This window comes from Mycobacteriales bacterium (assembly GCA_035550055.1).
Classification (GTDB): domain Bacteria; phylum Actinomycetota; class Actinomycetes; order JAFAQI01; family JAFAQI01; genus DASZTV01.
In genome coordinates, this window is sequence record DASZRO010000031.1 from 105,841 (window position 1) to 127,190 (window position 21,350).

At 69.2% G+C, this 21,350-nt stretch carries 21 protein-coding genes and 1 tRNA gene; 13 read left to right on the plus strand and 9 right to left on the minus strand.

All coding sequences use genetic code 11. From position 1 onward, the window contains the following. Positions 1-293 precede the first annotated feature (293 nt). Positions 294-1,553, minus strand: a complete 1,260-nt coding sequence (locus VG899_05520) for an MFS transporter (protein ID HWA65812.1) — start codon at positions 1,551-1,553, stop codon at positions 294-296. A 77-nt stretch (positions 1,554-1,630) separates the two neighbouring features. Here VG899_05520 and VG899_05525 point away from each other — a divergent pair, with 77 nt between their 5' ends. From VG899_05525 to VG899_05535, 3 genes are all read left to right on the plus strand, one after another. Then, complete coding sequence (locus tag VG899_05525) at positions 1,631-2,239, plus strand: hypothetical protein (GenBank protein ID HWA65813.1); 609 nt, start codon at positions 1,631-1,633, stop codon at positions 2,237-2,239. A 69-nt stretch (positions 2,240-2,308) separates the two neighbouring features. Continuing rightward, entirely contained in the window at positions 2,309-2,821 is a 513-nt protein-coding gene (locus VG899_05530; GenBank protein ID HWA65814.1) for a hypothetical protein, read from the plus strand. A gap of 28 nt (positions 2,822-2,849) precedes the next feature. Further along, complete coding sequence (locus VG899_05535; GenBank protein HWA65815.1) at positions 2,850-3,326, plus strand: DUF421 domain-containing protein; 477 nt, start codon at positions 2,850-2,852, stop codon at positions 3,324-3,326. Here the strand turns inward: VG899_05535 and VG899_05540 are convergent. From VG899_05540 to VG899_05550, 3 genes are read right to left on the minus strand one after another with little or no spacing between them, the layout of a single operon-like run. Next, positions 3,323-4,162 (minus strand): TauD/TfdA family dioxygenase, encoded by an 840-nt coding sequence (locus VG899_05540; protein HWA65816.1) that lies wholly within the window; start codon positions 4,160-4,162, stop codon positions 3,323-3,325. The two genes, VG899_05535 and VG899_05540, sit on opposite strands and share 4 nt — an antisense overlap. A gap of 9 nt (positions 4,163-4,171) precedes the next feature. Next, on the minus strand, positions 4,172-5,041 hold the full coding sequence (locus tag VG899_05545) for an enoyl-CoA hydratase/isomerase family protein (GenBank protein HWA65817.1): 870 nt from the start codon (positions 5,039-5,041) through the stop codon (positions 4,172-4,174). A gap of 33 nt (positions 5,042-5,074) precedes the next feature. Beyond that, on the minus strand, positions 5,075-5,533 hold the full coding sequence (locus tag VG899_05550) for a nitroreductase/quinone reductase family protein (protein HWA65818.1): 459 nt from the start codon (positions 5,531-5,533) through the stop codon (positions 5,075-5,077). A gap of 72 nt (positions 5,534-5,605) precedes the next feature. On the opposite strand from VG899_05550, the gene VG899_05555 reads away from it, so the two are divergent. After that, positions 5,606-7,483 carry a CocE/NonD family hydrolase gene (locus tag VG899_05555; GenBank protein HWA65819.1) on the plus strand — a complete coding sequence of 626 codons (1,878 nt, stop codon included), beginning with the start codon at positions 5,606-5,608 and terminating at the stop codon, positions 7,481-7,483. On the opposite strand, the gene VG899_05560 is transcribed toward VG899_05555, so the two are convergent. The 3 genes from VG899_05560 to VG899_05570 form a co-directional block, all read right to left on the minus strand. Then, on the minus strand, positions 7,480-8,133 hold the full coding sequence (locus VG899_05560) for a class II aldolase/adducin family protein (GenBank protein ID HWA65820.1): 654 nt from the start codon (positions 8,131-8,133) through the stop codon (positions 7,480-7,482). The two genes, VG899_05555 and VG899_05560, sit on opposite strands and share 4 nt — an antisense overlap. A 50-nt stretch (positions 8,134-8,183) precedes the next feature. Then, entirely contained in the window at positions 8,184-9,806 is a 1,623-nt protein-coding gene (locus VG899_05565; GenBank protein ID HWA65821.1) for a hypothetical protein, read from the minus strand. A 67-nt stretch (positions 9,807-9,873) separates the two neighbouring features. Continuing rightward, positions 9,874-10,365: a hypothetical protein gene (locus VG899_05570; protein ID HWA65822.1), complete on the minus strand. Its 492-nt coding sequence runs from the start codon at positions 10,363-10,365 to the stop codon at positions 9,874-9,876. A 76-nt stretch (positions 10,366-10,441) separates the two neighbouring features. Here VG899_05570 and VG899_05575 point away from each other — a divergent pair, with 76 nt between their 5' ends. Further along, positions 10,442-11,725, plus strand: a complete 1,284-nt coding sequence (locus VG899_05575) for a hypothetical protein (protein HWA65823.1) — start codon at positions 10,442-10,444, stop codon at positions 11,723-11,725. Positions 11,726-11,800: 75 nt separating this feature from the next. On the opposite strand, the gene VG899_05580 is transcribed toward VG899_05575, so the two are convergent. Both VG899_05580 and VG899_05585 read right to left on the minus strand, forming a co-directional pair. Then, positions 11,801-11,877, minus strand: a tRNA-Lys gene (locus VG899_05580). A gap of 58 nt (positions 11,878-11,935) precedes the next feature. Next, positions 11,936-13,885 carry a hypothetical protein gene (locus VG899_05585; protein HWA65824.1) on the minus strand — a complete coding sequence of 650 codons (1,950 nt, stop codon included), beginning with the start codon at positions 13,883-13,885 and terminating at the stop codon, positions 11,936-11,938. Positions 13,886-13,955: 70 nt separating this feature from the next. Here VG899_05585 and thpR point away from each other — a divergent pair, with 70 nt between their 5' ends. From thpR to VG899_05625, 8 genes are all read left to right on the plus strand, one after another. Beyond that, positions 13,956-14,399 carry an RNA 2',3'-cyclic phosphodiesterase gene (gene thpR, locus VG899_05590; protein ID HWA65825.1) on the plus strand — a complete coding sequence of 148 codons (444 nt, stop codon included), beginning with the start codon at positions 13,956-13,958 and terminating at the stop codon, positions 14,397-14,399. 130 nt (positions 14,400-14,529) lie between these two features. Beyond that, the gene (locus VG899_05595; GenBank protein HWA65826.1) at positions 14,530-15,594 is read left to right on the plus strand and encodes a DMT family transporter; all 1,065 of its coding nucleotides are present in this window, start codon (positions 14,530-14,532) and stop codon (positions 15,592-15,594) included. A gap of 80 nt (positions 15,595-15,674) precedes the next feature. Next, entirely contained in the window at positions 15,675-16,538 is an 864-nt protein-coding gene (locus tag VG899_05600; GenBank protein HWA65827.1) for a gluconate 2-dehydrogenase subunit 3 family protein, read from the plus strand. After that, the gene (locus tag VG899_05605; protein ID HWA65828.1) at positions 16,531-18,273 is read left to right on the plus strand and encodes a GMC family oxidoreductase; all 1,743 of its coding nucleotides are present in this window, start codon (positions 16,531-16,533) and stop codon (positions 18,271-18,273) included. The genes VG899_05600 and VG899_05605 overlap by 8 nt, the downstream gene beginning before the upstream one ends. Further along, the gene (locus VG899_05610; GenBank protein ID HWA65829.1) at positions 18,273-19,493 is read left to right on the plus strand and encodes a zinc-binding dehydrogenase; all 1,221 of its coding nucleotides are present in this window, start codon (positions 18,273-18,275) and stop codon (positions 19,491-19,493) included. The genes VG899_05605 and VG899_05610 overlap by 1 nt, the downstream gene beginning before the upstream one ends. Beyond that, positions 19,490-20,515, plus strand: a complete 1,026-nt coding sequence (locus VG899_05615; GenBank protein ID HWA65830.1) for an alcohol dehydrogenase catalytic domain-containing protein — start codon at positions 19,490-19,492, stop codon at positions 20,513-20,515. Before VG899_05610 ends, VG899_05615 begins: the two co-directional genes overlap by 4 nt. Beyond that, entirely contained in the window at positions 20,512-20,955 is a 444-nt protein-coding gene (locus tag VG899_05620) for a hypothetical protein (protein HWA65831.1), read from the plus strand. The genes VG899_05615 and VG899_05620 overlap by 4 nt, the downstream gene beginning before the upstream one ends. Beyond that, positions 20,952-21,350, plus strand: a 399-nt coding sequence (locus VG899_05625) for a helix-turn-helix domain-containing protein (protein ID HWA65832.1), incomplete at its 3' end; no start/stop codon positions are given. The genes VG899_05620 and VG899_05625, both read left to right, overlap by 4 nt.

The following is a 21,350-nucleotide window of genomic DNA, read 5'->3' on the forward strand; positions in this document are numbered from 1 at the left end:
GCCCACCTCTTCGTGGGGCGTTTCCTGATCATTCGAGTCCTTTCATCGTCGGCGGCCTGTCCCGCCTACTTGCAAAATCACAAATCTGAACCGCCGCGCACCCATCCCGGGCGCACGCCTCCCCGCACCTCTTGAACAGCGCTTCCCCCCTCGAAGGCGTTACACACCTTTCGGGAGGGCAAAAGTTGATCAAGGTCGTTGGGGCCTTCGCTATGTTGCGCGGCAAAAGCCCAAGATCCAATCACTTCTCCCGCAAATGACTAAAAGGGACTATGTAGCCGGCCGTCACCTAGTCACGCCTTGATCGTTTCTCTCGCCCCCGGAGACTCCCGCCCGTCCTGTCGCGCGGTCAAGCGACGCCTCAGCGTGAGAGCGCCGGCGCAGGCGCCGCCACCGGCGCCGACGACGAGCGCGAGCCAGACGCCCCACAGCCCGTTGCCGATCAACGGCGCGGCGCTCAGCGGGCCGATCACCCCGGACACCCCGAACGTCATCGAGGACAGCGTGTTGTAGCGGCCACGCAGCTCGTCGGGTGCCAGGCTGTTGGTCAGCGCCGGCATGATCGGGGACATCACCACCTCGCCGAGCGCGAACACGAGCGCGCAGCCGACCACGGCGATGATGGCGAGGCTGCTCGCCGGCCGGTGCGCCGCGAGTGCGAGCACGAGCCAGGAGCCCCCCAGCAGCGCGGAGGCGAGCGCCAGCAGCCGGCTGCGGCTTCGACCTTCGAGGCGCGGCAGCACCCCGAGCTGGATGACCACGATCGTCGTGCAGTTGGCGGCGAACGCCCATCCGACGACCCGAGTCGAGACCTTGGCGACGTCCGCGCTGAACGCCGTGAAACCGTACTCGAGCTGGCCGTACGCGCACCCCATCAGCAGCACCCCGACTGCCACCAGGCGTACGAACACCCGGTCCGCCAGCACCGCGCGCCAACCGCCGTGCGGTGGCGCGTCAGGCACCACGGGCAGGGCCGAGCCCAACGAGCGCAGGCCCACCACCACGACCCCGCCGGCGACGACGGACCCACCGGCGCAGAGATAGAGGACTTGGAACGAGCTCGGGTGGTGTACGTCGGCCACCGCGCCTCCGATCAGCCCGCCGAGGCCGATCCCGAGGTTCAACACGACGAAGGAGAGCCCGAAGAACCGCTGCCGGCCCGCCTCGGTCGTGGCCGAGGCGAGCAGGGTGTCGAACGCACCGATCAGCGGCGGGCCGCCCATCGCCGCGAGAGTCGCCGCGGCGAACGCCTGCCACACCGAGTGGACGAAGGCGTAGCCGCCGAGCCCGACTCCCTGCAGCACCGCGACGGCCACGTACACCGGACGCGACCCGTACCGGTCCACCAGCGCACCGGCCGGCCCCGCGGCGAGCAGGCCGGCGAGCCCGATCCAGGCGCCCGCGACTCCCACCCAGGTCGGGTCGAGACCGCGCACCTTCGTCAAGTAGATGAACAGGAACGGCAGCACCAGCCCGAATCCGGCGGTCGACAGCAGCATGCTCGCGAGCAGTGTCGGCGCGGCCCGGAGGTCGTCCCGCCAATGCCCGGCCACTTTCAGTCCCCATCAATCGCCCTGGCAACAGGTCATCGCCGCTGGCCGTAGGTCTATCGCTGATGGAGGATCCCGGCATGTCCATTTTGGGGGATCAGCTCGAGCTGTCCGCTCGTGTCTCACGTGCGAAGAACAACACGCTGGTCGTCACCTGCAGCGGCCCGGGCGGCGCCGACGTCGCCGTCGGACGGCAGAAGGGTGGCGCCGCCGTTCTGCTCGGGCTCAAGAACGGCGGCAAGGGCAGCTACACCGTCACCGGTACCGGCACCGAGCTCGGCGTCGAGGTCGCCGCAACCACTCGCGTCACGCGGGACGGGCAACCGCTGGGATCGATCGTCGGGGAAGGCACGTCGGCGCGCATCGAGTCGGCGGGCGGGTCCGTGCTCGCCCACGTCAACCCGTTCCGCGGCGAGCGAGCCGACGCGGCATGGCCTCATCCGCTGACCTCGCCGGACGGCAAGCAGCTCGGGACGCTCACGCTGATGCGGACGATGCAGGCGTGGTCGCTGCAGGCGTTCGGCTATTGGGCAGCGACCTGGGAGATGACCGGGCTCGGGCTGAAGACACCGTCCGCCGGGGCCGTGTTGCAGCTGTCCGCCCCGGTCAGTGACATCCTCGCCGACCTGCTCGTCGCCGCGCTCGTCGACGTGACGACGCTGCCGCGCGGCTACGTCGCCACAACATAGGCGGCCCGACGCCGTCAACCTGCTCATGATCGTTTGCACCGCGGCGGCGGCGGGCAGGTTCGCCCCGTCATGGCCGATGCTGTCGAACCGATCGAGTCTCACCGGCGAGACGCCGGCCTGCCGTGGCCGCGATGGGTCGGGATGGCGGTCCTCACCGGGATCGTCGTCGCCGCGCTGTGCAACGTCTTCGGCCAGCGAGCGACGACCGAGCACGTCCACGGTCCGCTCGCCGACCTGACGCTGCGCGCGCCGTCGACGGTCCGGCCCGGCCTGCTGTTCCAGGCCAAGGTGACCATCTCGGCGGATGCGGTACTTCCCGACGCTCAGCTCGTCCTGAGCCCGGGCTGGGTCGACGGGCTCACGATGAACACTGAAGAGCCCTCGCCGACCAACGAGACCAGCGGTCCGGACGGGTCGCTGGTGTTCAGCATCGGGACGCTGAAGCCGGGTCAGCCCTTCACGGAGTACCTGGACTACCAGATCAACCCGACGAGCCTGAGCAACCGGTCGCAGACCCTCACTGTGCGCAGCGACGGGACCACTGCGGCCACCCTCACCCGAACGCTGGCGGTCGTGCCGTGACCGTCAGCCGACTGGAGGTCGAGGCCTGATGGACATCGCGCTGCGGACGATCGTCCTGTACTTCTTCGTCGTCGTGCTCATGCGTGTCGTCGGGCGCCGTGAGCTGTCCTCGCTGACCGCGGTCGACCTGGTCCTGCTGATCGTGATGGGCGACGCGATCCAGCAGGGCCTGACCCAGGACGACTATTCAGTGACCGGCGCGATCATCGTCATCTCGACGTTCGCGGTGCTCCAGGTGGCGACCGCGTATGCCGGCTTCCGCTCGCGCACCGTACGTCGTCTGCTCGAGGGCCGACCGGTCGTGCTGATCGACGACGGCAAGCTGGTCGAGGCGAACCTGCGGCGCAACCGGCTGACCGCCGACGACGTCGCCGAGGAGATGCGGCTGCAGCAGATCATGTCCTTCGCAGACGTTCGCTGGGCGATCCTCGAGGCCAACGGCCGGATCAGCTTCATCGAGCACCGCTCGCTGAAGGACTCCGCCGAGGCCGCAGGCACTTCCTAGGCGGGTACGTCGCCTTCGAGGGTGATGCGGTGCAACAGCCGTCGATGGCCGTGGTAGTCGTTGACCGGGTTGTGCTGGGCGCAGCGGTTGTCCCACATCGCCAACGAGCCGACCTGCCAGTTGAACCGGCAGGTGAACTCCGGCTTGACCTGGTGGGCGTAGAGGAAGCGCAGCAGCGGCTCGCTCTCGGCTTCGGTCATGCCGTCGAAGCGCGCGGTGTGCGCGACGTTGACGTAGAGCGCCTTGCGCCCGGTCTCGGGATGCGTACGGACCACCGGATGCACGGACTCGAAGTCCTGCGGCTCGACGCCCTCCAGCCCGCGGATGCGATCCTCGCGGGTCTTGCTGACATCCGCCCGCGCCGAGCTGTTGACCGCACGAAGACCGTCGAGGATCTCCCGCAGCTTCGGCGACAGCGCGTCGTAGGCCGCGTACTGGTTGGCGAACAAGGTGTCGCCGCCGTACGGCGGGATCTCGCGGGCCAGCAGCATGGTGGCCATCGGCGGGCGTTCGAGATAAGTGGTGTCGGAGTGCCAGATGCCGCCGAAGTTGACGGTCTCGTGCGGCTCCTTGAGCACCGCGATGATCTCCGGGTGGCCGGGGATCCCGGGCACCAGCGGGTAGGCGCCGATCGGCCCGAAGCGCTTCGCGAGTCGCACGAACTGCTCGTCGCTGATCGGCTGGTCACGGAAGAACACCACCAGGTGCTCGAGCCACGCGCTGCGGATCTCCGCGACGACGTCGTCGTCGAGATCGACGCTGAGGTCGACCCCGCTGATCTCGGCGCCGAGCGCGCCGGCGATCGGCGTCACCGTGATGGTGCGGGTGCTGAGCACCTGCACAAACTACTCGCTCGCGGCGGCGCTTTCATCCGCGGCCGCCGCCTGGCGACGCGCCATCTCGGCGGGCTTCATGTTGCCCTGCAGCACCTGACCGATGAGCGCCTGCACGTCCTTGCTCATCGAGGCCAGCGTCACGAGGTCGTTCGAGCTCTGCCAGTGCACCCGCATGCCCATGAGCTCCCACGCCCGCTTGAGGTTGGCCTTGGTGGCCATCAACGTCGTGAGCGGCGCCTGAGCGACGTGCCGCGCGATCGCTTCGACCCGGTCCTCGAGCTGTTCGCGCGGGACGACTTCGTTGACGAGGCCGTACTCGAGCGCCTCCGCCGCACTGAGCGTCTGCGAGGTGTAGAGGTAGTACGCCGCGCGGCGCCAGTTCATGAACACCCACGGCTCGATCGAGCACTCGCCGGACGGCATGCCGAACCCCTGCAGCGGCGGGTAGCCGAAGTAGGCGTCCTCGGACGCGATGACCATGTCGGTCGTGAGCCCGTAGTGGGTGCCGCCGCCGACGCAGTAGCCGTGTACCGCGGCGATCGTCGGCTTGGCGAACTCCCACAGGTTCATGACCGGCTTGACGAAGATGTCGCTCTGGGCCTTCCACGCGCTGCCGCGCGCAGCCGTCTCCTCCGCGAAGGCGGGGTAGGCCTGCGCCATGTTCGCGACGATGTGGCCGGAGCAGAAGCCCTTCCCGTTCGCCTTGAGGATCACGACCTTGATGTCGTAGTCGCGCTCCGCGTCGTACAGCGCGGCGTCCACCTCTTCGGCCAGCACCTGGTCCTGGGCGTTGGCCTTCTCCGGCCAGTTCAGGATCACCCGGGCGATCGGGCCGTCCTTTTCGTAGATGATCCGCTGGCGGGTCTCGTTGAGGTCCATCTTGCGGACGCTAGCGGGTAGGTGACACGCGCGTCAGGGTCGGCTCGCCGTGTCGCGCGGCTCGCAGATCACGACCGGGATGTCACGGTCGGTGTTGCGCTGGTACCCCGCGTAGCCCTTGTAGGCGGCGACGATCTGCGGCCACAGCTGCGCCTTCTCGGTCGGCGACGCCGTCCGCGCCGTCATCGGCTTGGTCGCGCCGTCGATCGTGATCTCGACGTCCGGGTTGGCGGCGAGGTTCTTGTACCAGTCGGGGTGGTCCTGCGAGCCGCCTTTCGAGGCGACGATGACGATGCGTTCCCCGTCGACGACGGGTGCCGTCAGCATCGTGGAGTACCGCTTGCCCGACTTTCTGCCGCGCACGTGCAGCTCGATCGGCCTCATCCCGAGGATGGTCTTCGGGAAGCGGCCGAAGGTCAGCGCCAGCAACGTGCGGTGCCCGGTCTCGAGCAGCCACGCGCCGGCACCGATGACCCGATCCGATGTGGGCATGCTGCCCCCCCTTCGTCGAGTGCCGAGCCTATTGCGGGCAGGTGATGCGGCGCTGGCGGCTAAGTACTGAGCATGCGCAAAGGTCTGTGCGGTCTCGGCGCCGCCGTGACGCTGCTCGTCACGGCGGTCCCGGCGGTCGGCTCGGCGGCCGCCGCTGCGCCGTCCGCTCGCCCGGCCACGACGTCGACCGTGACGTCGACCGTCACGTCGACCACCGTGGCGATCCAGGGCTTCATCCCGGTGCCCGGCGCGAAGCTCGAGTACACCGTCGACCTGCCATCGGCGACCGGCAAGTACCCGACCGCGATGGTGTACGACGGCTACTGCGAAGGACCGGGTGCGCTGGCCTGCAACGACGTGGCGTCGGCGCACGCGTTGCTGGCGGCGGGCTTCGCCGTGATCGGCGTGAGCATCCGGGGCACCAGCTGCTCGACCGGCATCTTCGACGCGTTCACCGACCAGGAGTGGCGCGACGGCGCTGCCGCGGTCGAGTGGGTGGCTCGCCAGCCGTGGTCGAACGGCCGGGTCGGCATGATCGGCGACTCCTTCCCCGGCATCACCCAGCTCGGCGTCGCCGGGCTGCATCCCGCCCATCTCGACGCCATCGCACCGTTCCAGGTCACCACCGACATGTATCGCGACGTCGCCTACCCGGGCGGCATGGCCAACCTCGGGTTCGGGGCCTTCTGGGCCGGGGTCGACCAGCCGCTCAACTCCTATCGCAGCGGTCTCGATCAAGCGCTGAAGACGAAGGACCCCGGCTGCGTCGCGTCGATGCTGGAGAACCTCGCCGAGCTGCCGTTCCACAACGTCGCGTTGCAGGGCTTCCAGCACGCCTACGACGGGGCATGGTGGCAGCAGCACGAGCCCGGCGCCAACGTCGAGCGGATCCACATCCCGACGTTCGGATGCTTCACCTGGCAGGACGACGAGGTGTCCAGCCGCGGCTCGTCGTACCTGAGCCAGCTCGACCCGAAGACCACCTGGGTCGTGGCGAGCAACGGCTACCACGGCATGTGCGAGCTGTCGATCCCGCGGGTCACCGACGAGCTGGTCGCGTTCTTCGACCGGTTCGTCAAGGGCGTGCACAACGGCTTCGCGCGCACCACCCCGCACGTGCAGCTGTGGCACGAGGCGCATGTCGACAGCGCCGGCCACAACGTGCCGAGCTGGGTGACGACGTACCCGTCGTACGCCTCGATGCCGGTGCGACCGATCTCGTTCTACTTCAACTCCGACGGCAGCCTGTCGCTCACCCCGCCGAAGTCGGCGACCGCCCCGGCGAGGAGCTACGTCTACCCGCTGCCGGACCTCGGTAACGAGGACGGGGTGGTCGTCGGCCAGCACAACCTGCTGTGGAAGAGCGGCGACCCGACCGGCGGATCGCTGGCGTACACGACGCCGGCGCTCACCCACGACACGGAGCTGTTCGGCTCCGGGTCGGCGAACCTCTGGCTGAGCTCGACCGCGCCCGACACCGACCTGCAGATCACGTTGACCGAGGTACGCCCGGATGGCCAGGAGGTCTACATCGACCGCGGCTGGCTACGCGCGTCGCGCCGCAAGCTCGCGGTGAAGCGCTCGACCGTGCTGGCGCCGGTGCAGACCGACCAGGCCGCCGACGTCGAGGACCTCACGCCCGGCAAGCCGACGTACCTGCGGATCCAGCTCGACCCGTTCGACTACGTGTTCCGCAAGGGCTCGCGGATCCGGTTGTGGATCGATGCGCCGACCGGGCTGACCGGCGGCTGGTCACTGAACTTCCTCAACATCCCGGGCGTCAACAGCATCTACTCCGACGCGAGGCACCCGTCGGCGATCGTGCTCGGCGACCTGCGCAGCAGTGACCGGGCAGTGCCGCCCATGCCGAGGTGCGACACCATCCTCAACCAGCCGTGCCGCAAGAACCAGGCGTCCCTGCCGGTCGGGTCCCTGTCGGTCCCGCGCTAGGCCTGGTTGGCCTTCTTCGTCGTGCCGTAGCCGCGCTTCATCGCCGCCTCGATGACCTTCTGCAGGTCCGCGTCGGTGAGCAGTGTCGGCGTGCCGAGGGAGGTCGCGCGGCTGTAGAGCTCGCAGCACCACTCGAGCATCTCGAGGGTCTCGCAGGCCCCCTCGATGGTCTGCCCGTGCGCCACGGAGCCGTGGTTGGCCATGAGCGCAGCGGTCTTGCCTTCCAGGGCGGTGGCGACGTTCTGCGCGAGCTCGGGACTGCCGAAGGTGGCGTACGGCGCGGTGCGCACCGACCCGCCGAGCATCAGCTGGCTGTAGTGGATGACGGGCAGCTCGGTGTGGGTGCACGCCACCGCGGTGGAGGCCAGCCCGTGCGCGTGCGCGACTGCCTTCGCGAACGACTTCTTGTAGACGAGCAGGTGCAGCTCGAGCTCCGAGGTCGGAGCGAGGTCGCCGTCGACGATCTGCCCGTCGAAGTCGACGACGGTCATCATCTGCGCAGTCAGCTCCTCGAGCACGCCGCCGGTCGGGGTGATCACCACGTGCTCGTCGGCCCGGATCGACAGGTTGCCCGCCGTACCGGTGACGAGACCTTTCGCGGCGACCCGATGACAAGCCGCGGCCAGCTGTGCGCGTTCCTTCTCGAGCATGGCGAGGACGTTACCGGTTGCCTGACGCACGCGTCAGGGTCGGTACCGCCTCAGCGCCGACACCATGGGTTCGCCGGGACGCCGGCGCATGCGTTCGGCATCGACTCGAGGTGCTTCGGCAGCGGGTGCATGACCACGTGCGTCAGCCGCGGGTAGTGGTCGGTCGGCAGGCACGGGACGCTCACGCCGGCCACGAGCGCCACCTGGGTGTTGCACAGCACCTCGTCCAGGAACAGCGGGTTGAGGTTCGCCGGAACGTCCTGGCCCGTGCACGACGGGTGACTGCTCTGCAGCGTCGCCGAGTCCGAGGTCAGCTTCCCGCTGGTGTCGGTGTTGCCGTGGTAGCAGTCGGTCGGCTCGTTGTTCTCGAGGTTGAGCTGGTCGAAGTCGCCGTTGGTCGGGTTCCCGAAGAAACCGTTGTGCGTGTAGGTGTTGCCGATCAGCGCATCGCCGTACTCGTCGTACAGACAGCTGCCCGGACCGGTCACGACGAAGTTCGGAGTGCCCCCGGTGCACGGCCCGCCGCTGTCCGGGAACGGGACGATGATCGTGCCCCAGGAGCCGTTGTTGACGAACTTGTTGTCCATCACGGTGTCGTTGCGGGCGCCGGAGAACGACGCCCCGGTGCCGACCGGGCCCTGCGCCGCCTCGCCGGACTTCGGCACGTTCGGGTTGTTGTTGTTCGCGAACACGTTCTGGTAGAGCACCCAGCACGTCGGAGCGCCCTTGATCGGCGGCTTGATGCCCTTCGGGCATGCGCCGTTCTGCGGCGGCGGGTTGTCGCCGTTCTGGCTGTTGGTGTCGAAGCCGTCCTCGTTGTGGTCGAAGCGGTTGTGCTCGATCAGCATCGTGCCGCCCGAGTTGCTGCCGGAGTAGCCCAGCGCGTTGAACTCCGACCGGCTGTCACGAATGATCTGCGTGCACAGCTGCTGGCAGGCGCCGATGTAGTAGCCCGCGTCGTCGAAGTTGCTCGCGTAGTCGTGCGCGAACACCCCGCCCTGCCAGGCGCTGGAGAACAACCCGTACGCCGCGGCGTCGGACACCCCGTTGTAGAAGGTGGACGTGGCCGACAGGTAGGTCGCGAGGAAGCCCCACCCGTGGATCCGGTTCTTGCTGTTGAGGCCGTCCCACCAGATCTCGTTGCCGGTGTCACCGCCCGGGCCGCTCAGGAAGTTGCACGCGGTGAGGTTTTCGACGTTCACGTTGTCGGCCTGGTAGGCGACGATGCCGTTGAGCCCTTCGTGCTTCGGGCCGTAGTTCTGTGCCGCCGGGTCGCTGCTGCACTGCGGGTAACCGGGCTTGGTCCCGTCGACCACGACCGTGTTGCGGTTCATCCCGCGGATCGTGATGTCGGGCGTGGTCACCAGGACCCCCGACGGGATGTCGGGACTGTCGGCCGGCGCCCGGCTCGTCGTCGTCTTGTAGTCCCCGGGTGCGACGAGGATCCAGTCGCCCGGGCGGGCGGCGTCGACCGCGGCCTGGATCGTGGCGAACTGGCCCTTGATGTGGTGGTAGGTGCCCACCCGCAGGACCCTGCCGTCGGCGCCGCGAGCGGCTGGCGCCGCGGCGGCGCTCGACACCGCCGCGCGCGCCGGGCCGGCCGCGGCGGAGCCGCTCAGCCCGACCCCCACCGCACTACCGGCCAGGACCGGTATGAGGAAGAGAACCCTCACCAGACGCGCTTGCACAATGCTCTCCCCTCCGCCGAAGCGGGTTGTCCTGACCTGCCGACGTGCCGACTTACTTGACCAGTCCGCCGTTGGCGTTGAGCGCGTACCACGCGCCGTGGAACTGGCGGTTGCCGATGTTGATCACCGACCGCGGGCCAGTGTCGAAGCGATAGGTGTGCAGCGGGTGGCCTTTGTAAGTGAGCTCCCGGAGCTTGCCCTGGTAGGGAATCGTGCCGAGCAGCGACCTCTTCACCCCCGGGCCCACCACGGGCTTGCCGGCCGTCGTCACGGCTGGCCAGTCCTTCTCGCAGCCCTTGATCGTCCGGCACACGTCCTTGTTGGGCTTGTCGCGCGCGAACATGTAGATCGTGTAGCCGGTCTTGTCGACCAGCAGGGGCCCGACGTAGGTCTTGGCGACGCTCACGGTCGGCCTGACGTGCGCCGGTGCCTTGCCCGCCGTGGCACCGGAAGCGGCGGCCGAACCCAACACGACCAGCGCTGCGATCGCCGGCACGACCGCCCAACGCGGCCGGGCACTTCCGCGAGCAGCTCTGCCTCTCATGACCGCCTCCACGCGTTCGACTCCGGGTGCTCGGCGGCAGCGTATCGAGCGCTGTCGATTCGTGTATGTTCCGGCGATGCAGGAGAACTCGGATGCAGTACGCCGGGGCCTGACGCGTCGCCGATTCGTCGCGGGAGCGTCTGCACTGACGGCGGGTGGGGTTGCACTCGGGCGCGGCACGAAGCGGGCGTTCGCGAGCACGAGGCCGAAGATGGTGCCGCTCGGCACCCAGCCGCACGGGCTACCGGCCCGTCAGCACGCGTGGGGTGACTACACCGCCAAGGACGCCTACGGCAACGGGACGGCGCCCAAGTACGACCGGCTGATGTTCTTCGACGTACGAGGCACTCCGACGCCGGCGCACGCGCGACTGCTCGAGTCGCGGCTGCGGGTGCTCGAGCGCCACTTCCACTGGAGCCACACCGGCCTGCTGTTCACGGTGAGCTGGGGGCCGAGCTACTTCCGGCTCCTCGGGGTCCGGTCGCCGATCCCCGAGGCGACCAAGCTGTCGAGTTTCGAGCACCCGGAGATCGACAACTACGACGTGTGCATCCACCTCGCCTGCGACGACGACGCCCGGCTCGACCAGGTCGAGGCCGCCCTGGTCCGTGGCCACAAGCTGCACGGCGTCAACGGTTCGCTGTCCCTCAAGCCCGCCCTCACGTGGCGGGAGACCCGTACCGGGTTCACCGGGGTCGGCATCCCGGCGAGGCGTCAGGACGTCAAGGGCATCCCCGCCGGTAACCCGGTCCCCGCAGGCTCGCCGTTGTTCATGGGCTTCAAGTCGGGCCTTCGCAAGAACCAGGCCAGCGAGGACGCCGTCACGATCAAGGACGGACCGTTCGCCGGCGGCACCACGATGCATGTGAGCTACATGCGCGAGACGCTGGGCGACTGGTACCGCAAGCTCTCCGAGCAGGACCGCCGGGCGCTGATGTACTCCCCGGAGACCGATGCCGCCGCCGAGCAGCGGATCATCGAGGACAAGACCGACACTTCCGCCAACACCAAGCAGATCGCCTCGGCGATCCACACCTACGGCATGGTCGGGCACTCCCAGGCGACCGCACAGGCTCGCAAACACGGCAGCCCGCTGATCATCCGCCGCGACTTCAACACCACCGACGACGGCTACGCCGGCCTGCACTTCGTCGCGGTGCAGCGCACCATCGAGGACTTCGTCGTCACCCGCAACGCGATGAACGCCAACGGCGCGCACAACATCAACAAGAAGGTGACCGCGACCAAGAACAACGGCATCAACGCGTTCATCAAGGTCCGGCGTCGCGCGAACTACATCATGCCCTCGCGCGCGGACCGGTCCTTCCCGCTGCTGCCCGGTCGCGGCGCCGTTCTGTAACGGACTCGGTCACGACCGACCGGAACCGAAGCCGACGCTGGCCCTCCGCCCGAGGACGAAAGGCCAGATCGACGATGGTGCGCCGCCAGGGACTCGAACCCCGGACCCGCTGATTAAGAGTCAGCTGCTCTAACCAACTGAGCTAGCGGCGCGTCTGGCCGAGACTAGCAGCGGCCCGGAAGGCTCGCCCTCGAACGGGATCGAGTCGAGTCAGCCGATCCTCATGGCGCGAGCCATCGTGCCAGTGCCGTCGGTCACCGTCACGGTTCGCCGGTCCTCGCTCCACCGAGTGGCAAGCACGTGGCCGTCTCCCCCGCGCACCACGACGCGCCCGCCGGTGAGCGAGACGCGCAGCGGGGCGTACACGTGCACCGTGAACGAGGTCGTCACCGGTTGGCCGGCTGCGTCGAGGATGCGCGCGGTGACGTGGTGCACGCCGACGCCGAACGCGTGCGTGACGATGTAGGGCTTCAGGTCCGAACCCGAGAAGTCGTGGTAGCCGGTCACCGCACCGAAGCTCCAGTGCACCTTGCCGGTCGGGTTCTCCTTGATGTCGATGCTGCCCACCGGCAGCCCGTCGGCGGTCGTCGCCTCGGGCAGGTCAGGCGGGGAGTACGTCGCGATCATCCGTACCCGCGCCTTGCCGTCAGGCCCGGCGTCGGTGACGAACGGGCCGCCGACGACCTGCAGGCCGGGGTCGAGGGCCTGCAGGGGCTGGGTGCTGACCGGATCGAGCACCTGCGGAGTGGTCGCGAAGCCGACCGCCGACAGGTTGGCCTCCTGGCCCGCGACCACCAGGTCGCCGGTCAGCGCAGACGCCGAGTTGGTGAAGGTGTCCGACGGGTAGATCTCCGTGAACGGCGTTACGTACGCGGGGTAGAAGTAGCCGAGGTCGTCCTGCCCCTTCGACAGGGCGATGACCGTCGCGCCGGGGGCGGCGCGCTGCAACGCGTGGCGGATCTCCGGGAACGGCTCCCCCGGCATGGACACGTAGGCGAGATCGCCCACGCGCAGCGCGGTCACCCAGGTGCCGACGTCGAGGCCCGTCTGGTACGGCGGGACGTCGGCGCGGTCGACCGGGTACTGCCCGAGCACGTTCTCGATCTGTCGCTTCTGCGCGTCGGGCAGGTTGTTGGCACTCACGAGCGCAAGCAGCAGTGCGCCGGTGCCGGGGATCTGGATCATCCGCTGGGAGGCGGCAAGCCGGTTGCTCATGACCGGCTGCGCGCGAGCGAGCGCCGAGTCGACGAGGTCGAGGACGTTCGCGGCGAACACGTGGTCCTCGGGGATGTCGGTGGCCTGCACCGGCGTCTCCTCGCGGCCCAGCGTCGCCGGCCCGACGATCGCGACGCCGCCGAGCTGGCGTTGCAACGCCGCGTGCACCAGGCCGGGATAGTCGGTCGTCAGATGGCGGATCCGCTCGCCGTTGACGATGTCCGGGTGCGCCGGGACGGTCGCGTACGTCGCGATCGTCGCCCCCGTCTGCGGGCTGACCGCCTGCAGGACGGTCAGCAACGGGTCGTCGGCCCAGCCTGCGAAGGCGTCGTACTGGGACGCTGCGACGAGATCGAGCGAGGAGGCGTTCGCGGTCCCGAAACGCAGGTAGGCCGGCCGTGCCGCGGCCGCCGCCTCGACCAGCGCCTTCGTCTCGGCGGCGGTGACCGCCTTCAGGTACGCCGTGGGGACCGGTCCCCACAGCCCTTCCAGCGTCGGGGCCGAGTGGCTGTGGGTGGCCGAGACGATGATGTCGGCCGCGCTGATCGACGGGCCGTGACCGGCGGCGTCGATCTGCTTGGCGGCCTGCGTCCTCGCCGCCGTGATGCCGTACTCGGGCCCTTCCTGGTAGGCCGCGAACTCGGCCTGCGCGTCCACCAACGCGAACTCGACCGCGGTCGTGCCGTTGCTGATGTACATCGCCCGTGCCGACAGCCGCGGCCCGATGACGCTGCCCGGCTTGATCGGCGGGCTCACGCCGAACCCGCCGGAGTAGACCGTCACCTTCGGGTTGAGCCCCACCACGGCTGCCCCGACCTGGAACACCGGCGGCTGCGCCACGCCTGCCGACGCGCCGGCAGGCGTCCCCGCGAGCCATGTCCCCGCGACGGCCACCACCGACACAACCGACACACCCGACACAACCGACACAATCGACACCCGCATGACGAGAAGTTCGCCACCCGTCGAGCCCAACCTTGTTGGTCTTTCGAGGGGGTCTGAAAGACCAAGAACGTTGGGCTCGGCGCACGCTTTGGCGTTCTACGGCGAGACTCCGGGCGCCACGGTGGCCGAGCTCACCGACCGGCTGCGCCGCGCGGCCGAGCGCACGACGCCGCTGTCACTGCGCCTGACCGGGGTCGGCTCCTTCCCGGCCGATCCGGTCAAGGCGAAGGTGCTCTGGCTGGGGATCGACGGCGACCTGACCGAGCTGAGCCATCTCGCCGACCGGTGCTCGGCCGCCGGGCGCCGGTCAGGCCTGGACCTCGAGATCCGCAAGTACCGGCCTCACCTGACGATCGGGCGCCCCCGCCACGGCACGATCGACCTTCGCCCGACGCTCGAGGCCCTGCCGCCGTACGCCGGGCAGCCGTGGCGAGCGACCACGCTGCGACTGGTCCGCAGCCATCTCGGCCCGAAGGTGCGCCACGAGACGCTCGACGAGCTTCCGCTCGGGTGAGTCACCCGCTCAGATTCGGCTGATCGGGCTAGTCAGGGGTTTATTCGTCGAAGGACACAGCCAACAAACCTGACATTCGTGTCAGATGGGTAGCGACACGAGCGCCCGACGTCCTTACGCTGGATACCTCATGTTCTCTCCCCTCGGCCTCCTCGCGATTGGGCTGTCGTTTGCGACCGCCCTGTGCTACGCCGCGGGTTACGTGCTGCAGTACCACGAGGCCCATCAGGCGCCCGACCGACTGTTCCTGTCCTCCAAGAAGCTGATCCTCGAGCTCGTCCGGCACCGGATCTGGGTGTTCGGCGTCATCGTGATGTTCATCGGCAGCGGCCTGCAGGCGGCCGCGCTCGCCTGCGGCAGCCTCGCGGTCGTCGAGCCCATCCTGTGCACGGCGTTGCTGTTCGCGTTGCCGCTGTCCGCGGCGTGGCGCCGGGAGCGGCTGACCCGACGCGACTGGTACGGCGCGCTCGCGGTCTGCCTCGGCCTCGCCCTGCTGCTCGGCGTCGGCTCGCCCAGCGTCGGCAAGCCGTCGATGCCGCAGAGCGAGTGGTTCCTGGTCACCGCGGCGGCGTGGGCCGCCGCGCTGTTCTGCGTCTCGGCCGGCAAACGGACGACCGCGGCCGCCCCGCGAGCGGCGCTGATCGGCGCCGCGTCCGGCATCCTGTCCGGTCTGCAGGACGCCCTGACGCACTACACGCTGCACGAGATGTCGGTGCACGGCTACTTCTCCCAGACGCTGTCGTGGGAGATGTGGGTCCAGATCGTGGCCGGCTTCTACTCGATCGCGCTGATGCAGTCGGCGTACAAGGCCGGACCGCTCACCGCGGGCCTGCCCACGATCGCCGTCGGCGAGCCGGTCGTCGGCATGCTGATCGGCATCGTCGCCCTCAGCGAACACCTCAACGCCTCGACCGCCGCCCTCACCTTCGAGTGCATCGGCGGGCTGGTGATGGTCGCGGGGACCTGGGTGTTGTGCCGCTCGGAGCTGGTGCTCGGCCGCAACCACCCGGCACGCCTCGCCCACGAGGCGATGCTGTCGGCGCAGGAGGCGGTCCAGCAGCTCGAGGCGAAGCTCGCCCCGGTCAAGGACGCGGCAGAAGCCGCGCTGGGAGCGGCTCGCCGGCCGGTCTCGGCGAGAACCCGCTACGCGAGCCTGCAGGCGGTCATGGTCTTCCTGTTCTGGCGCAACCGCTGACCTGACCGCCGTCGACTCCTGGCGGCGCTGCGCCGTACGATTCGCTCCGTTGCTGACACGCGTGTCAGGGAAGGAGCCAGGTGACCGACGAAGTCAAGCCGTCCCGTCGACAGGTGGTGGGCGCGATCGGCGCCGCGCCGCTGCTCACCCTGGGTCCGACCATCCTGCGAGACGGCCGCCCGGCGAGGGCTGCCGACACGAACGCCGCCGACAAGGCGCCGGCGCGGAAGTTCCGGTTCTTCACCGAGCACGAGGGCGCGGTCATCAAGGCCGCTGCCGCGCGGCTCGTGCCCGGGCCCGACGACGACCCGATCGAGAAGCTCTACAACTCTCCGGGCGCGACGGAGGCGGGCGTCGTCTACTACATCGACACGATGCTGGCGGCGTTCAGCTTCAAGGTCCCGAAGATCTTCGCGGGAGGCCCGTGGAGCAACCGGCACCTCGGCGGGTACGGCGACCACGAGAACTACATGAAGCACTTCGTGTCGCCGGCCCCTCGCCAGGAGTGGGCGTGGCGCCGTCGCCTCCACCACCTCCAGAAGCAGTACCGCTCCGCGGTCAAGCAGCTCGACGCGGCTGCGGGCGGCGACTTCAGCAAGGCCAGCCAGTCGACCCAGGACCAGGTGCTCACCAAGCTCGGCGACGTACGCAACCTCATCTTCACCAACACGATCGAAGGCATGTACGCCGTGCCGGAGTACGGCGGCAACCGCGACACGGTGGGCTGGAAGAGCGTCTACTGGCCCGGCGACTCCCAGCGGCGTGGCTACACCGCGGCCGAGGTCGAGCACAGTGACGGCCCTGACGTCGTCGTCCTGACCCCGACGCTCGAGGCGGTCCTCGGCGACCTCGGCATCGTCAGTGCCGCCCGCCGCGTGCGGCGCCAGCGGATGCTCGGGGTCAACCGCGTCAACGTCGACAGCGCGGAGCAGCCCGATGCGTGAGCGCGCGATCGTGATCGGCAGCGGCGCAGGCGCCTCGGTCACGAGCATGGTGCTCGCCCACAACGGCTGGGACGTCGTGGTGTTCGAGAAGGGTCCCCGCTACATCGACGGGTGGGAGAAGCCCGGCCCGATCAAGACGGTGTTCTCCAACGACGAGCTGAAGTTCGACCGCAACTTCGACCAGCCGGACCCGATCTCGGAGCCACGCACGTTCCGCGCCAAGGCCGGCGGTGACGTGATCGTCGGCGTCGTGAACCCGCTCGCCTCGGTAGTGGGAGGCGGCACCACTCACTGGGACGCGAAGGTGCCGCGCTTCTGGGACGTGGACTTCTCGAAGAAGTCGATGCTCGGGCCGTTCCCGGGCGCCGACATCGAGGACTGGCCGTTCGACTACGACGAGATCGCGCCGTACTACCAGCGGATCGAACGGCTGATGGGCGCGCAGGGCGACCAGGACGCGATCCCGGACATCGTGCTTCGGCACGCCCCCGGCAAGCGCGGGTTCGTGATGCCGCCCGGACCGCAGCAGCTGTCGTCGACGACCGTTGCGAAAGGCTGCCGAGCGATCGGGCTGCACCCCTACCCGTTCCCGATGGCGATCAACTCGCGCCACCATCTGGGCCGTCCGGCGTGCAACGACTGCGGCCAGTGCAGCGACTACGGCTGCCCGATCGGCGCACGGATCGGCGCACTCGCGATCATGCAGCACGCTCACCAGACCGGCCACGTCGAGATCCACGCCGACACCATGGTCGACAAGGTGCTCCACGACGGGAAGCGCGCCAGCGGCGTGCGGTACGTCGACCGGCGCGGCAAGCGCCACAAGATGGACGCGAAGGTCGTCGTCATGTCGTGCTCCGCGATCGAGACGTCGCGGTTGGCCCTGCTGTCGAACCTGCCGAACCCGCACGACCGGATCGGCCGCGACATGATGTTCCACAACTTCATGGACGGCTTCGGCATCTTCACCGCCCAGCGGATGCACGCCTACCGCGGCCGTTCGATCACGATGTGCTGCGAGGACTTCGCGGATCCCGACTACGTCGGTGCCCGCGCGTTCGCGAAGCTCAACGGCATCCCGTACTTCCGGGGCGGGATCATGGAGATCGGCGGCAGCGAAGACGTCATCGGTGAGGGCACCGAGCTGCAGTTCGTCCTCGACGCGCTCGGCAGTGCCCCCGGCGTCAAGCCGTTCGGCAGCACCTTCAAGACGCTGATGCGCACCAGCCTGCTGCGGGACCGGCTGGCCGGCATCGACTTCATCGGCGAGGATCTGCCCTATCCGACCAACCGGGTGGACCTCGACCCGAAGGTGAAGGACTTCCGGGGCGTGCCGGTGCCCAGGCTGACCTACTCGCAGGGCAAGCACGAGCACATCGCGTCGCTGTTCTACATCCCGCTCATCACCGCGCTGCTCAAGGCCTCCGGCGCCGACGCGATCGGCGCCGCGTTGCCCGAGTCCGTCGTCAACAGCCTGACCGGCGCGAACATCCCGCACGGCGCTCACGTGATGGGTGGCATGCGGATGGGCAAGGACCCGCGTACGTCGGCCACCGACGGCACCGGCCGGGTCCACGGGATGGACAACGTGTTCGTCGCCGACGGCTCGGTGTTCCCGAGCAGCGGCGCGCAGAACCCGACCAACACGATCCTGGCCACCGCGCTGCGCAACGCGACCCTGAACTTCGGGCACGGCGCCGACCATCTCGGCGCCGACCACGGGGACGGCGCCTGATGCGCGGACTGCTGTTCGGAGTCAGTCCGGCTGCGACCGACCCCGTCCCTGACGACGCGCACCCGTACCTGAAGGCGCTGGCCAGCGTCCCGATGGACCTGCGCGAGCTGCCCGACCCGGCGCTGCCGGCCGACGACTGGGTGATCATCAAGACCAACCTGTGCGGGATCTGCGGGTCGGACGCCAAGCAGGTGTTCATGGACGGCGACGGGGACTCGTCCATGACCGCGCTGATCAGCTTCCCGCAGGTGCTCGGCCACGAGGTGATCGGCGAGCTCGTCGAGGCGGGCGCGACCTCCGGACGCCGGGTCGGCGAGCGCGTCGTCCTCAACCCGTGGCTGTCCTGCGGACCGCGCGGCATCTCCCCGATGTGCCCGTCGTGCGAGGTCGGCGACTTCAACCTCTGCCACCACTTCACCGAGGGACACCTCGCGCCGGGCATCCACACCGGCAACTCGAAGACCGCCAGCGGCGGGTTCGCCGAGCTGGTGCCGGCCCACACCTCGATGGCCATCCCCTGCCCCGACGAGGTGGCCGACGAGATTGCGGTACTCGCCGACCCGTTCTCCGTCGCGCTGCACTCGGTGCTGCGCAACCCGCCGCCGATCGGCGGACGAGTCCTGGTCTACGGAATCGGTGCGCTCGGACTGTCCACGCTGGCGGTCCTCGCCAAGCTGTACCCGACCGTCGAGGTCGGCGCCATCGTGCGCTGGCAGCACCAGGCCGATGCCGCCGAGCGGCACGGCGCGAAGGCGTTCTTCCACTCGCCGCAGGAGTCGCTGATCGAGGCCGTCGCAGACTGGAGCCAGGCCAAGCTGTACAAGCCGTGGCAGGGCCTGTCGATGGTCTTCCCGGGCGGCGTCGACGTCGTCTACGACACGGTGGCCGCGCCGGAGACCCTCGAGGTGTCGGTCCGCCTGCTGCGCGCCCGCGGCCGCATGGTGCTCACCGGGGTCAGCCAGGCGGGACGATTCGAGTGGAGCCCGTGGTACTTCAAGGAGCTCAACCTGATCGGCTCCAACGCCTTCGGGGTCGAGGAGGTCGACGGCGTGCGCAAGCACGCGATCTCCCACTACCTGGACTGGGCGGCGACCGGCGGCATCGACATCAGCGACATGCTCACCCACCGCTTCACCCTCGAACGGTGGCGCGACGCGTTCGGCGCGATCGCCCGGCAGGGCGAGACCGGCACGATCAAGGTGGCGTTCGACTACCGATGAGGGCCGCAGTGACCGAAGGTCCGGGTCGGCTGGCCGTCCAGGACGTCGTACGCCGCGACCCCGGTCCCGGCGAGGTGCTGGTCCGGATCGAGTACTGCGGCATCTGCGGGAGCGACCTGCACGGCGTGCTCGACGGCTGGGTGGCTCCGGGCACGGTCGAAGGTCACGAGTGGTCGGGCCGGGTCGTCGCGGTCGGCGCTGACGTCACCGAGTGGGCCGAAGGCGACCTGGTGGTCGGCGGCCCGCCGTGGTGCGGACAGTGCCAGTGGTGCAAGGCCGGGCGGCCTGCGCTCTGCGTGGCCGACCCGCTGCGCAACGCGACCGTCGGGCACACCGGCGGCTTCGCGGAGTACCACGTCAGCGCCGCGGGCGCGCTGCACCGCATCCCGGAGGGTCTCGACCTGCGGACCGCGGCCCTCGCCGAGCCCCTCGCGGTCGCCCTGCACGGAATCACCGCCGCGAAGCTCCCGGCGGAACTCGCCGGGCATCGCCTGCTGGTCAGCGGCGGCGGCCCGCTGGGACTGCTCGTCGTCGCCGCCCTGCGAGCCGCCGGCGCGGACGACGTCACCGTGTCCGAGCCATCGGATGCTCGGCGCCGGCAGGCGCTTGCGGCCGGCGCGACCAGCGCGGTCGCCCCCGAGGACCTTCCCAACGTCCCTGACCTGCCGATGGAGGCCCACCAGGACGGGTTCCACACGGTGATCGAGACGTCGGGCCGCGGTGACGCCGTCTCCAACTGCCTCGGCCTGCTCCGCCCGACCGGCACGCTGGTGCTGCTGGGCACCGGCGCGATGACGGTGCGCCTCGACGCGATCCGGATCCTGCTCAACGAGCTCGTCGTCACCGGCGCCTACTGCTACGACGAGGGCGGCATACCCGCCGCACTAGAGCTGCTCGCCTCGGGCAGACTTCCCATCAATGCCCTCGTCAGCCCCAACGACGTCGGGCTGGACGACCTGCTCGACACGATGACCCGGCTCCGCGCCGGCGAGATCCCGACGAAAGCACTGGTGCGACCGTGACCGAGACCAACGTGAGCCACCCTCGGTTCAACCACGTCGCGATGACCGTGCCGAGCGAGATGCTCGACGAGGCCGGACGCGCCGCGATCCTCGACTTCTACGGCGAGGTCTTCGGCTGGCAGGAGCTCCCCACCGAGACGATCGACCGCAAGCGGCTCGTGATGATGGCGTACGAGTTCGGGCAGTTCGTGTTCATCGAGGCCGACGAGCAGCCGATGAGCACCAACTCGACCGACCACTTCGGCATGTCGGTGTCGACACTGGCCGAGCTCGAGGACTTCTACGACAAGGCCAAGGCCTACAGCGAGCGCGACGAGCGAACCGTGCTCGAGGACAAGATGCTCGATGACTTCGGGATGCTCGAGCTGCACGCCTTCTACGTCCGGCACATTCTGCCGCTCAAGGTAGAGGTGCAGTACTTCAACTGGAAGCAGCAATGAGTCCCGCCAAGGCGGCCGCGGTCGGGGGCGCGCCGGCCCAGGAGCGCGAGCTGCGGGCGCAGGGGCGCAAGACCATGCAGCGCCTGCTCAACGCCGGCCGCACGGTCTTCGCCCAGCAGGGTTTCCACAGCGCCCGCGTCGACGACATCGTCAAGGCCGCGAAGACCTCGCACGGCACCTTCTACCTGTACTTCTCCAACAAGGAGGACCTGTTCAAGGCCCTCGCCATCGACACGATGTCGGAGATGGAGGCGCTCGGCGCCTCGCTCGGACCGGTCAGCTCCGACGAGGACGGCCGGGAGACCATCCGGGAGTGGGTCACGAAGTTCGTCGACCTCTATGCCGCGCACGGCAGCGTCATTCGCGCGTGGACCGAGTGGGAGCTCAACGACCGT

Coding starts and splice junctions, on each gene's coding strand:
- VG899_05615 (HWA65830.1), top strand. CDS start 19,490: ATGAGGGCCGCAGTGACCGAAGGTCCGGGTCGGCTGGCCGTCCAGGAC.
- VG899_05585 (HWA65824.1), bottom strand. CDS start 13,885: ATGCGGGTGTCGATTGTGTCGGTTGTGTCGGGTGTGTCGGTTGTGTCG.
- VG899_05595 (HWA65826.1), top strand. CDS start 14,530: ATGTTCTCTCCCCTCGGCCTCCTCGCGATTGGGCTGTCGTTTGCGACC.
- VG899_05525 (HWA65813.1), top strand. CDS start 1,631: ATGTCCATTTTGGGGGATCAGCTCGAGCTGTCCGCTCGTGTCTCACGT.
- VG899_05570 (HWA65822.1), bottom strand. CDS start 10,365: ATGAGAGGCAGAGCTGCTCGCGGAAGTGCCCGGCCGCGTTGGGCGGTC.
- VG899_05610 (HWA65829.1), top strand. CDS start 18,273: ATGCGCGGACTGCTGTTCGGAGTCAGTCCGGCTGCGACCGACCCCGTC.
- VG899_05575 (HWA65823.1), top strand. CDS start 10,442: ATGCAGGAGAACTCGGATGCAGTACGCCGGGGCCTGACGCGTCGCCGA.
- VG899_05545 (HWA65817.1), bottom strand. CDS start 5,041: ATGGACCTCAACGAGACCCGCCAGCGGATCATCTACGAAAAGGACGGC.
- VG899_05555 (HWA65819.1), top strand. CDS start 5,606: ATGCGCAAAGGTCTGTGCGGTCTCGGCGCCGCCGTGACGCTGCTCGTC.
- VG899_05535 (HWA65815.1), top strand. CDS start 2,850: ATGGACATCGCGCTGCGGACGATCGTCCTGTACTTCTTCGTCGTCGTG.
- VG899_05560 (HWA65820.1), bottom strand. CDS start 8,133: ATGCTCGAGAAGGAACGCGCACAGCTGGCCGCGGCTTGTCATCGGGTC.
- VG899_05605 (HWA65828.1), top strand. CDS start 16,531: ATGCGTGAGCGCGCGATCGTGATCGGCAGCGGCGCAGGCGCCTCGGTC.
- VG899_05550 (HWA65818.1), bottom strand. CDS start 5,533: ATGCCCACATCGGATCGGGTCATCGGTGCCGGCGCGTGGCTGCTCGAG.
- VG899_05530 (HWA65814.1), top strand. CDS start 2,309: ATGGCCGATGCTGTCGAACCGATCGAGTCTCACCGGCGAGACGCCGGC.